Genomic DNA, 10,997 nt, shown 5'->3' on the forward strand with positions numbered 1-10,997 from the left:
GGCCGGGCCGACGGGCGGCCGGGAACCACCCCGACGTACGTAACAAGCGTTCGGTACGTAAGCTAGCACCATGCCGCCCGCACCCGGAGACCGCGAAGCCCGCCGCAAGGACGTGTCCGAGGCGGTCTGGAGCGTCCTCGCGGAGAAGGGCTTCGCAGGACTGACGCTGCGGGCCGTCGCCGCCGCGATGGGCGTCTCGACGGGCATGCTCATGCACTACTTCCCGACGAAGCGGGCCCTGCTCACGCACGCCCTGGACCTGCTGGAGAAGCGCACCGCGGAACGGCCCCGCCGCGCCCGCCCCGCGCCGGGCCTCGCCACCGTGCGGGCCATGCTCCTCGACATCCTGCCGCTGACCCCGGGCGACACCGCCCGCAACCGCGTCTGGGTCAGCTCCTGGGACCTCTCCCTCGCCGACGACGGACTGACCGCGGAACAGGCCGACCGCTACACCCGGCTGCGCTCGACGATCCGCCCCCATCTGGACGCCGCACGCGATCTGGGCGAGCTCCCGGACGACACCGACACGGACCGGCTCGCCGCCTCCGCGGTCGCCTTCACCCACGGCCTCGTCGTACAGGCCCTTTTCGACCCCGACCGGTTCCCCGAGCGCGAACAGGTCGCCCTGCTCGACGAGTTCCTCACGTCGGCAGGGACCCGGTCCCGGCCCGGACCCGCGCGCATCCAACAGGCCTAGGCGGGGAGCTCAGCCGCTCACCACGTCCTTGACCGCGGCCACGAAGTCCTCGGTCCTGGGGTGCGTGGGGTGGGCGGGGCGTGCGAGATAGACGGTGGCGGCAGGCGCGTCGGACACCGGGACGAAGCAGACGCCGGGGTGGCCGTGGCTCTCCGCCGTGCCCGCGGCGCCGAGCCCGAAGGCCCCGCCGATGGCGATCAGGTTCAGCCACTCGTCCACGTTCGTCACCTCGATCGTCCGGGCCGGCCGCTGCTTCGGCGGCCACAGGTCCGGGGACGCCGTGCCGGTGTCCGGCCACAGGGCGAGCGGGAGCTCGGGCCCGGCCGTGAGCTCGGCCAGCAGCACCTGGTCCCGGCCCGCGAGCGGATGGTCGTCCGGCAGGGCGGCGACGCGACCCTCCGTGTACAGCGCTTCCGTACGGATGCGCGGGTCGGCCGGGACGGTGCGGAGCACCGCCACATCCGTGTCGCCGGTGGCGAGGCCCGCGGTGCTGTTGTCCCGCCGCACCACGTCGAGCGGGGCGTGCGGGTGCGCCCGGCGCCATGAGCGCAGCAGGGGTACGGTCTGCTGTCCGAGCACCGCGCAGGTGTAGCCGAGCCGCAGCGGGCGGGAGACCGCGCGGGTGTCGGCGAGTGCCGCGTCCAGGTGGGAGAGGATCGCCCGCCCGTGCCCGAGCAGGGTCGTGCCCGCCGGAGTGAGGACCAGGCGGCGGGAAGTGCGGTCGACGAGGCGGACGCCCACGCGGGCCTCCAGCTTGGCGAGCGTGCGGGAGAGCGCGGGCTGCGTCATGTGCAGCCGGGCCGCCGCGGCGGTGATCGTGCCGGCGTCGGCCACCGCGTCCAGGGCCCGCAGGTGACGCAGTTCCACTTCATCCATGCCTATGGAGCATAGTCCCTGCCCAGACGGCATTTCCGGCGACGGGGGAGACCTTCGTAGCGTGGGGGCGTCCGGGTGTTTCCCACCCGGGATTCTTGCTCGATACGTGAGGGACGGTGGACGATGAGGATTCTTCTGGTCGGTGCGGGCGGCACGCTGGGCGGCGCGGTGCGCCGGGCGCTGGAGGCACGCGAACACGAGGTCGTCGGTGTGGGGCGCTCGGGCGGCGACCTGGTGGCCGACATCACGGACCCGCAGGCCGTGACCCGGCTCTACGCGGAGGCCGGCCCGCTGGACGCGGTGGCCGTCGCGGCGGGCGACGCCGTGTTCAAGCCGCTGGACGAGCTGACGGCCGGGGACGTCGACGCGACCTTCCGCGGCAAGGCGCTCAGTCAGCTCGAGCTGGTCCGCCAGGGCGCCCGGCACGTGGCCCCGACGGGCTCCTTCACGCTGGTCAGCGGCATTCTCACGGAGGAGCCCATCGTCGCGGGCGCGGCGGCGTCCGCGGCCAACGGCGCGGTCGAGGCGTTCGTACGCGCCGCGGCGATCGAGCTCCCGCCCCGGCGCATCAACGCCGTGAGCCCCACGGTCGCCGAGGAGTCCCTGTCCTCCTACGGCCCGTTCTTCGTCGGAATGGAAGCGGTCCCCGCGGCACGGGTGGCGACGGCATACGTCCGGTCGATCGAGGGGGCGCAGACGGGGCAGATCTACCGGGTCCGGTAGCCGCCCGCATCGCACGCCGGAACATCTGTGGCCGGACAGCCGCGTGGCTGTCCGGCCACAACTGTGCGTACGGGGTGGTGTCTTGCGCGCATCGGCTCACGCGTGCCAGGTGCCGAGCAGGGTACGCGACCACGGTGACGCACGGTGCCGAAGAGACCGTGGCCGACTGCCCGGTGGGGCAATAGGACCAACGTCACCGCCGATGACGAGAAGCCACCCGCCAGGCGCGCGACACGAGTTCCACGATGCACCGGTTGCGCCCGCTGCTCGCACATCATGAGGACGCCCTCCGGGACGATGAATCCGTGCCTTCCGGAGTGGTGGACCAGCTCAGGGAGAACCGCTGCATGACCACGGCCACCAAGACCACCCCCAGCCCTCGGCCGGCAGGGCCGCAGAGCGCGCAGGAAGCACCGCGGTACAAGGTGAGCGTGGTGATCCCCACGTACAACACCGGCGAAACGATCCTGACCGGGCTTGCGGCGCTGCGCGCGCAGAGCATGCCCCGTGAGGAGTTCGAGGTCGTCTACGTCGACGACGGCTCCACCGACGGCACCCCCGACCTGCTCGAAGAGGCACTGGCCGACGAGCCGTCGATGCGGCTGATCCGCGCGGACAACTCCGGCTGGCCCGGCCGCCCCCGCAACCTGGGCACCGCGGCGGCCCACGGCGAGTACGTGCACTATGTGGACGACGACGACTGGCTGGCCCCCAAGGCGCTGGAGAAGCTGTACGCCCGGGCGCGCGAGACCGGCGCCGACATCGTGGCGGGCCGGATGGCGGGCCACGGCCGCGGCGCTCCGCGTGCCCCCTTCGCCCGGCCGATGGCGGCGGGCACGTTTCGTCAGGACGCGGTCCTCACCGGCACCATGACGGTGCACAAGCTGTTCCGTACCTCCTTCCTGCGCCGTCACGCGCTGAGCTTTCCGGAGGGCCGGGTCCGGCTGGAGGACCACATCTTCATGCTCCGCGCCTACCTGCTGGCCGAGCGCGTCGCCACCGTCCACGACTACACCTGCTACCACTGGGTCCGGCACACCGGCGGCCAGCACAACATCAGCTACCGCCGCATCGACCCGCACCCCTACCTGGCCTCGATCCGCTCGGTCCTCGCCGTCCTGGACGCCCCCGACACCCGGGTCGCCGACGGGCCGGTACGCCGTCGTCTGATCGCCAACTGGTACGGGAACAAGGCACTGAAGCGGCTCACCGGCAAGCGCCTGGTCGGTCTGCCGGACGAGGAGCGGGCGCAGTGGTACTCCGCCGTCTGCGCGCTCGCGGCCGACCTGCCCCCAGAGGTCGACGCCCACCTGCCCGTGCGGCTGCGGGTGGTTTCCGCCCTGGCCCGGTACGGCGACCACGGCCTGCTGGACCGTTTCGCCTCGTTCGAGGCGGACGTCGCCCAAGAGCCGCACCTGGAGGCGGCCCAGTGGGTCGAGGGAGCCCTGAAGGTCGAGGCCACCACCCGCCTCGTCCACCGGGGCCGGGCCGGCGAGCGCCCGGACCCGGTTCTCTTCGTACGCTCCGAGCGGCCCGACGGAACACCGCGCTACCACTGGCACCTGCCCGCCGAACTGGCTCGTGTCCCCGGCATCGACGCGGCGAGCGACTTCACCGCCGCCGTGGCCAGGGCGAGGGTCGCACCGCTGCTGCGGCACCGCAGGGGGCGTACCGAACTGCTGGTGCGCGCGGACAGTTCGGTCGAGGAGGTCCCCGTCGCGACCGCCCAGGACGACGGCACCCACCTGGTGGAGCTCCGTTTCCGCACCGTCGCCGCCGTCGACCCCCGCACGGCGGACGCGGGCCGGAAGCTGGCTTCCGGAGCGTGGGACGTGCTGCTGCGGCTGTCCGCGTGCGGCTGGCTCAGTGCGCCCCGGCTGGCGGGCCTCACGGTTCACGGGCCGGGGCGGGCCCCGCTCACCCGGCGGCGCCGAGCCCTGACCTGGGCCGCCGCGACCTGCCACCGTCTGCTGCCGCCCCGCGGGTATGCGCTGGCGCGGATGCTCTACCGCGTGGTCACTCGGCACCGCGTGGTCACGCGGCGCAAAGCCACCGCCTAGCGCCGGTTCACGGACGGAAGCCGTCGATGGCGAGTTCCATGAGGCGCTCGGCCTGGGCCGCGCCCTCGGGGCTGTCCGGCGTACGCCACAGGCAGCTCAGCAGCATGATGACGTCGACGGGGTCGATGCCGGGGCGGACCTCGCCCGCCTCGGCGCAGGCGTCCAGGAGCTGCTGGACGGCCGCGGTGACGGGGGGCCAGGAAGCGCTGATGACCTCCTTGGCCGCGGCCGAGTGCAGGGCTTCACCGAGGCCGTGCTTGATGCGCACGTACCCGGTCAGGGTGGCGAACCAGCTGCGCAGAGCCTCCAGCGGGGGCCGGGTGGCGAGTGTCTGCGCCACGGCGGCGGTGAGCCGGTCGATGCCCTGCCGGTGGACCTCCAGGAGAAGGGCTTCACGGGTGGGGAAGTGCCGGTAGAGGGTGCCCGGGCCGACCCCCGCGCGCTTGGCGATCGAGTTGAGGGAGGCGTCCGGGGTCTCGGTCAGCGTGTCGTGGGCGACCTGGAGGATCAGCTCCCGGTTCTTGAGCGCGTCGGCGCGCTGCCGTGCGGCCTCGGGCATGGCTTCTCCTCGCTGCGGTGGCGGTGGCGGTGGCGGCTGTCGGACCTGTGGGGGACCGCCCCCTGTTGCGATCCGGAGAGCTCTCCGTTAACGTCGTCAGGGCATTCGGAGAGCTCTCCGGATTAGTTGTCCCCACAGTAGGAGCCCTCATGCGTTACATCAAGCTGGGCGGTACCGGCCTCGACGTGTCCCCCGTCGCCATCGGCGCCATGACCTACGGCGAGCCCGGCCGCGGTCACCCCGTCTGGTCCCTCGACGAGACCTCCAGCCGACCCCTGATCAAGCACGCCCTGGACGCGGGCATCAACTTCTTCGACACCGCCAACATGTACTCGTACGGCTCGTCCGAGGAGATTCTGGGCCGCGCCCTGAAGGACTACGCGGACCGCGACGACGTCGTCATCACCACCAAGGTCCGCCACGCCATGCGCCCGGGGCGCCCGAACGGCGGCGGCCTGTCCCGCAAGGCGATCATGTCCGAGATCGACGCCAGCCTGCGCCGCCTGGGCACCGACTACGTCGACGTCTACATGATCCACCGTTTCGACGGCGAGACCCCGCTCGAGGAGACCCTCGAAGCGCTGCACGACGTGGTCAAGGCCGGGAAGGCCCGCTACCTCGGCGCCTCCTCCATGCACGCCTGGCAGTTCGCCAAGGCGCTGCACCTCCAGGAGCGCAACGGCTGGGCCCGCTTCGTGACCATGCAGGACCACTACAACCTCCTGGCCCGCGAGGAGGAGCGCGAAATGCTGCCCCTCTGCGCCGACGAGGGCGTCGCGACCATGGTCTGGAGCCCGCTCGCCCGCGGCCGTCTCGCCCGCCCCTTCGACGAGGCGAACTCCGGCGCCCGCGCGGCGACCGACGGCGGATTCGCCGACATGCTCTACAAGGCGAACGCCGACAGCGACCGACTGATCATCGACGAGGTCGGCAGCATCGCCGAGGCCCGGGGGGTCGGCCGCGCCCAGGTCGCCCTCGCCTGGCTGCGCCGCAACCCCGTCGTCGCCGCCCCTCTGGTCGGCGCCCGGACCGTCCGGCAGATCGACGACGCGGTGGCCTCGCTCGACCTGGACCTCACCGACGACGAAGCCCGCCGCCTGGAGCTCCCGTACACCCCGCGCCACGACTTCCAGGGCGTCTCCGACGAGCGGGAGCTGGAGCGCATCAAGGCCTCGATCCCCGGCTACGCCAACGTCTGACCCGGCAGGCCGACGCCGCCACGCGAAACACCACGCCGCCCTGCGCCGCCCTGCGCCCGGAACGGTCGGGGACCGGTGCGCCGCCCGCAGGCGAGCAACTCGCGGACCGCGTACGGCACTTGCCGGGACCCGTCGGGGACCGGCGGCGCGACGGTGGCAGCCCTCCGGCTTCGGCGCGGCGGGCGCCGACGATACTGGCGCGGGCGGCGGGTCGGGCGAGCGGCGAACGGGGGAGACGTGGACGGTTGGACGGCGCTGGCCGGTGTGGTGTGCGGCTTGACCATCGCCACGGTGACCGCACCCGTGGGGGTGTCCGGTGCCGTGTTCCTCCTGCCGGTTCAACTCAGCGTCTTCTCGGTGCCCAACCCGGCCGTGACGCCCACCAATTTGCTCTTCAACGTGGTCGCCGGCCCGGGGGCCCTGTGGCGCTACCGGACCAGCGGAGCGCTGCGAGGTGCTCTCGCCCGGCGGTTGGTGGCGGGAACACTGCCGGGCGTCGTCCTCGGAGCCGTCATCCGCGTCGTCGCCCTGCCGGGACCGAGGATCTTCCGGCTGCTGATCGCGGCCTTCTTGCTGCCCCTGGGAATGTGGTTGTGCCTGCGCGCGGTCGTCCCCGCCAAGGCTCGCCCCTCGCGTCCGGCCGAGCCCTCCAAGGCATCCCTGACCGGGCTGGCGCTCGTCGTCGGCATGGTCGGCGGCATCTACGGCATCGGCGGCGGCTCCCTGCTGGGCCCCGTCCTCGTCGGCCGGGGCATGCCGATCGCGCGGGTGGCGCCGGCCGCGCTCGCGGCCACCTTCGCGACGTCCGTCGTCGGCGCCCTCAGCTACGCCCTGCTCGCCGTGATCAGCCCCGGCGACGTGGCGCCCGACTGGCAACTGGGGCTCGCCTGCGGCGTCGGCGGACTCATCGGGGGCTACGTCGGGGCCCGCCTCCAGCCCCGCCTGCCGGAGACAGCCCTGCGTCTGCTGCTCGGCGCCCTGGCCGCGGGGGTGGGCATCCTGTACGCCGTCCAGGCGGTGGCCTGACCTCTCCGGCCGGGCCCCGCCCGATCGTCCGCAAATGATGGTCAGGCGGCTCGGCTGACGTCCAGCCGCTCGGCCGACGGCTCGTATCCCGCTGCCCTGTAGGCGGCGACGGCGGCAGCATTCGAGGTCGGGGTGCTGACGATTGCGCTCGATGCGCCCAGGTCACGCAGCGCCGCCGCAGCGGCGATACCGATCGCCGTCCCATGGCCGCGACCGCGATGGTCGGCGTGCACGCCCACCGGCTCCAGCAGTCCGGGTCGGCCGGGCCCCGCCGACCAGACCGTCGCCGCGGCCACCGCCTCGTCCCGGTCGTCGTAGCCGATCAGGCAGCGTGCGTCGGCGTAGACCGGGCCGGCCGCGAGGACGTGCCAGATCTCCTCGGTGAACGCCGGGCTGCCGAACGCCGAGCGGTGCACCGCGGTCCGCACACCCGCCGTCTCCGGACCGACCACCTCGATCCGCAGGCCGGAGTCCTTCACCGGCTCGGCGAGGTCGCGGCTCAGCGGCGTCCAAGCCTCGTCCAGCTCCCAGCCCGCCTCCAAGAGGACCTCGCGGAGCAGGGCGCCGTCGGGGATCTCGAGGCCGACCTTCCCGGCCGGCAGGACCCCGCGCGCCGGATCATCGAGGTCCGCCAGCAGCCGGCGCGCCAGATCGCCGTCCTGCCGCAGGTCCGGCGCGGTCGTCAGGCGCAGCACATCAGGGCCGTCCAGGTATCCGACGGCGATGATCCGTCCGTCCACGCTCCAGGTGCGGACGGCCGCGGCGAGGTTCTCCGCACCCAGCGCCCAGGCCCAGCCGAGGTCTCCCGGATGGAGCTGCAGCGGCGTGCGGTCGTCCTGCCAGACGCGGAGAGCAGCCACCGCCCCGGTCAGTTCGTCGACGTCAGGCTCGTTCAGCACAATGGTCATGCCGACATCCCACACCGCAGGGACAGTCGGGCGCACCTGATTTTGCCCGGCCGGCCAGAACGGCGGGGCGGATCGACAGGACACACCCTGGGCGAGGTCCGAGGGCGGCGGCGCCCGTCTGCCCTGCCGAGCACCCCGTGCCCCCCTCCGCCGCCCACCGGCCGCCGTCGGCCGGCAGCAGGGGCCCTCACTGCAGGCGGACCAGCAGTCTGACCTTGAGTCCTTCGGCAGAGGACTGGGTGATCGACAACTTGTCGGCGAGCGAAGCGGCGTTGGTCCAGGCCCAGCCGTCGGTCAGCGCACTCTCGACCTGGACATCGGTCTGTGGCTCGTACTCCACGTGCAGGTCGATCAAGTCGTCGCCGACCCGCGCGGTGACGCCGGCGACATCGATGCCGTGCTGCTGCGCGGCATCGATGAGCTGCGAGACGACGAGCAGCGTGTCCGCGCGCGCTGATGCCGAGCAGGACGGGAAACGACCGTCGAGCAGTCGGCCCAGTGCCTGCTGAGCCTCTCCGACGGAGGCGGGGCGGCCGGTCAGCCGGTACTCGACGGGCAGCAGTGCCCTACCTTCTCCATCATTCATGCCGACGCCTCCAGCTTTCTCATTGACGTGTTCTGCTGCCGCCTGACCTGTAAGGCCCAAACGAAACGTCCGTCGGCACACCAGGCTGCCCCTCCGCACCGCCCCGACCGGCGGCTGCGCGCCGCGTCGGCACCATCCTGGTCCGGTCCCGGGCCTATGCCCCCTGGCCCTCTTCGGCCAACTGCTCGTGCTCCTGGATGCCGTGGGCGAGCTCCTGCAGGATCTCGTGCTGGGTGCGCCCGGTGTCGCCGGCGGCCTTCCGGAGCAGCAGCGCGCAGAGCGCCGCGGTGCCGTCCAGCATCTGCTCCGCGGCCGCGGGGTTGTCGCGGCGCTGTTCGCCGACGTACTGGGTCAGGCTGTCGTTGCCGGTGGCGTAGGCGGTCATGAAGTCGATGCCGGCCCTGATCCTGTCGTAATCGTTTTCCATGAGGAAACCGTGACACAGGCGTCGGCGCGGGTTCTCCTCGGGGCCCGTCAGCAGGTGCCGAACCGTGACTGCCCCAACCATGACTGCCCCTTGGCGGGCGGCCGGGCGTATCCACGGTCCCGCGGGAGGACTAGCGTGGTGACTGCGGCCCCGGCCCCCGGTACGCGTACGCCACGTTCCGGCGGGGAGCCTGCTGTGATCCTCTTGTTCGTCGTTCTCGTCGCGGCCCTCGTCGGCCTGGGATTCCTCAATGCCTGGTGGTGGGTCGTCGCCGCCGTGCTGATCTACGCGATCGTCCACCACGGTCACCGGCGCTCGGGCGGTCGCATCCGGGGCGGCGCCGTCGACTACCAGGACTACCGCGACCGCCGGGACCGGGAGGAGCGCTGGGACCGTCGCTACCGGCGGCAGCGGAAAGGGTTCTGGTGGAGCCGGGACCGGCGCGACGAGCAGCACCACGAGTGACGGGCGCTCCGCGGCGCGCGGCGAAGCGAGCCGCAGTGGAAGGCGAAGCGGGCCGACTGCGGAAGACGGGCGTATCCCTGTGGGCCACCCGAGGGACGTGCGGCGTGTCCGCGATAGCGGCACGCCGTGGGACGGGAGGGCTGTTGGTAGAGGCGCGGTCAACGCCAGGACACATGTTTCGGAGCATCAGGCTTCGGGGGGCCGCGCCGGTGCTGGAGGTACACATGCGTTCCATACGAGTGCTGACGGGGCTGGCTGTCGCGGGGGCCGCGCTGGCGATCACCGCTCCGACCGCGCAGGCCGTGTCGCCGAGCTGTCAGAAGGCGCTGGACGACGCGGAGATCACCCAGAAGAACGCCGACGAGGTCAGGAACGACCCGAATACGTCCGAGGCCGACAAGAAGGCCGCGGAGGACGAGGCCAACATGGCCGCGTCGACCGCGCAGCGCTTCTGCGACTCGACCGATCCGGCGGTGCGGGGCGGGATGAGGACGGGGTCGGGTGGCGCCCAGGGCGGCAGCACCGATCCGACCGAGCTCGCCGCTGGTGCGGCCGTGCTGGCCGCCGGTGCGGCCGGTGCGGTGTTCCTCGCGCGACGCAAGGCCGCCGGGCAGCGCTGACCTCCCACGCCGTGGTCCGAAGGGCCCCGTCGGGCGGAGCGCGGACTCACCCGCCGGGGCCCGGACCGCTGCACCTCTTCGGGCAAGGACGGCGATTCCATGGCCTACTCCTCCTCATCGACGGCCCGTTCCGTACGGAGCCGGACGTCCTCGTGGGTGCTCTTCATCATCGTGATCGTGGGTCTGGTGAACTGGATGACCGACGGCCAGGAGACGAAGCCGCCGCCCAGACCCACCGCGGCCCAGGGGCAGGCCGCCCACGACCCGGTCCCGGAGACGCCCCCGCTGATCACCTCGCTTCCCGAGGCCTCACCCGTCCGCATCGCCATCCCGAGCATCGACGTCGACGCCCCGCTCACCGACCTGGCGAGGAACGCCGGCGGCGGCCTCGACCCGCCACCGCCCGATGACGCCGACCTGGCAGGCTGGGATGCCGCCGGGATCATGCCGGGAAGCACCGGGACCGCCGTGATCGCCGGACACGTCGACACGCAGCGGGGTCCGGCGGTGTTCTACGGCCTGGGTTCCCTGGAGAAGGGCGCCCTGATCGAGGTGGCCCGCGCGGACGGCCTCACGGCGCACTTCACCGTCGACGGGGTCGAGGAGTACGAGCGGACCAACTTCCCCGACGCGAAGGTCTACGGCCAGCGGACCCGCCCCGAGCTGCGCCTCATCACCTGCGGCGGCAACTACACCAAGACCGACGGCTATTCCGGCAACGTCGTCGTCTACGCCCACCTCACCGGAGCGACCTAGGGGGCGTCTCTCCGATCTTCGCGGGTCCGCGGCGTCTGGCACGGCACCTCGCCGCACGGCCGGGCCGCCCTCGTACCACCAGTACGAGGGCGGCC

General features: G+C 72.6%; 13 protein-coding genes. 8 read left to right on the forward strand and 5 right to left on the reverse strand.

The window, feature by feature from the left end; genetic code table 11:
• Window positions 1–70 precede the first annotated feature (70 nt).
• Window positions 71–697 (forward strand): TetR/AcrR family transcriptional regulator, encoded by a 627-nt coding sequence (locus ACFYXE_RS11515; protein ID WP_389311327.1) that lies wholly within the window; start codon window positions 71–73, stop codon window positions 695–697.
• A gap of 9 nt (window positions 698–706) precedes the next feature.
• Here the strand turns inward: ACFYXE_RS11515 and ACFYXE_RS11520 are convergent, their stop codons facing one another.
• Window positions 707–1,573 (reverse strand): LysR family transcriptional regulator, encoded by an 867-nt coding sequence (locus ACFYXE_RS11520; protein ID WP_389311329.1) that lies wholly within the window; start codon window positions 1,571–1,573, stop codon window positions 707–709.
• A gap of 123 nt (window positions 1,574–1,696) precedes the next feature.
• Between ACFYXE_RS11520 and ACFYXE_RS11525 the strand changes: the two genes are divergently transcribed.
• Window positions 1,697–2,296, forward strand: a complete 600-nt coding sequence (locus ACFYXE_RS11525) for a short chain dehydrogenase (protein ID WP_389311331.1) — start codon at window positions 1,697–1,699, stop codon at window positions 2,294–2,296.
• A gap of 305 nt (window positions 2,297–2,601) precedes the next feature.
• Complete coding sequence (locus ACFYXE_RS11530; RefSeq protein WP_389311333.1) at window positions 2,602–4,356, forward strand: glycosyltransferase family 2 protein; 1,755 nt, start codon at window positions 2,602–2,604, stop codon at window positions 4,354–4,356.
• 7 nt (window positions 4,357–4,363) lie between these two features.
• Here the strand turns inward: ACFYXE_RS11530 and ACFYXE_RS11535 are convergent, their stop codons facing one another.
• Window positions 4,364–4,915 (reverse strand): TetR/AcrR family transcriptional regulator, encoded by a 552-nt coding sequence (locus ACFYXE_RS11535; protein ID WP_361174724.1) that lies wholly within the window; start codon window positions 4,913–4,915, stop codon window positions 4,364–4,366.
• 149 nt (window positions 4,916–5,064) lie between these two features.
• Between ACFYXE_RS11535 and ACFYXE_RS11540 the strand changes: the two genes are divergently transcribed.
• Both ACFYXE_RS11540 and ACFYXE_RS11545 read left to right on the forward strand, forming a co-directional pair.
• A complete protein-coding gene (locus ACFYXE_RS11540; protein WP_389311335.1) occupies window positions 5,065–6,114 on the forward strand; it encodes an aldo/keto reductase in 1,050 nt (349 codons plus the stop codon).
• Window positions 6,115–6,351: 237 nt separating this feature from the next.
• Window positions 6,352–7,140, forward strand: coding sequence for a sulfite exporter TauE/SafE family protein (locus ACFYXE_RS11545; protein ID WP_389311337.1), 789 nt, complete (start codon window positions 6,352–6,354; stop codon window positions 7,138–7,140).
• A 41-nt stretch (window positions 7,141–7,181) separates the two neighbouring features.
• On the opposite strand, the gene ACFYXE_RS11550 is transcribed toward ACFYXE_RS11545, so the two are convergent.
• The 3 genes from ACFYXE_RS11550 to ACFYXE_RS11560 form a co-directional block, all read right to left on the reverse strand.
• Complete coding sequence (locus ACFYXE_RS11550) at window positions 7,182–8,048, reverse strand: GNAT family N-acetyltransferase (RefSeq protein WP_389311339.1); 867 nt, start codon at window positions 8,046–8,048, stop codon at window positions 7,182–7,184.
• A gap of 187 nt (window positions 8,049–8,235) precedes the next feature.
• Window positions 8,236–8,634 carry a hypothetical protein gene (locus ACFYXE_RS11555; RefSeq protein ID WP_389311341.1) on the reverse strand — a complete coding sequence of 133 codons (399 nt, stop codon included), beginning with the start codon at window positions 8,632–8,634 and terminating at the stop codon, window positions 8,236–8,238.
• Between the two features lie 154 nt (window positions 8,635–8,788).
• Window positions 8,789–9,061 (reverse strand): hypothetical protein, encoded by a 273-nt coding sequence (locus tag ACFYXE_RS11560; RefSeq protein ID WP_389311343.1) that lies wholly within the window; start codon window positions 9,059–9,061, stop codon window positions 8,789–8,791.
• Window positions 9,062–9,256: 195 nt separating this feature from the next.
• Here ACFYXE_RS11560 and ACFYXE_RS11565 point away from each other — a divergent pair, with 195 nt between their 5' ends.
• From ACFYXE_RS11565 to ACFYXE_RS11575, 3 genes are all read left to right on the forward strand, one after another.
• Window positions 9,257–9,526 (forward strand): hypothetical protein, encoded by a 270-nt coding sequence (locus ACFYXE_RS11565; RefSeq protein ID WP_389311345.1) that lies wholly within the window; start codon window positions 9,257–9,259, stop codon window positions 9,524–9,526.
• A gap of 224 nt (window positions 9,527–9,750) precedes the next feature.
• Window positions 9,751–10,146 carry a hypothetical protein gene (locus ACFYXE_RS11570; RefSeq protein WP_389311347.1) on the forward strand — a complete coding sequence of 132 codons (396 nt, stop codon included), beginning with the start codon at window positions 9,751–9,753 and terminating at the stop codon, window positions 10,144–10,146.
• Between the two features lie 99 nt (window positions 10,147–10,245).
• On the forward strand, window positions 10,246–10,902 hold the full coding sequence (locus tag ACFYXE_RS11575; RefSeq protein WP_389311349.1) for a class F sortase: 657 nt from the start codon (window positions 10,246–10,248) through the stop codon (window positions 10,900–10,902).
• Window positions 10,903–10,997 lie beyond the last annotated feature (95 nt).

The organism is Streptomyces sp. NPDC002564, assembly GCF_042889645.1.
Taxonomy (GTDB): domain Bacteria; phylum Actinomycetota; class Actinomycetes; order Streptomycetales; family Streptomycetaceae; genus Streptomyces.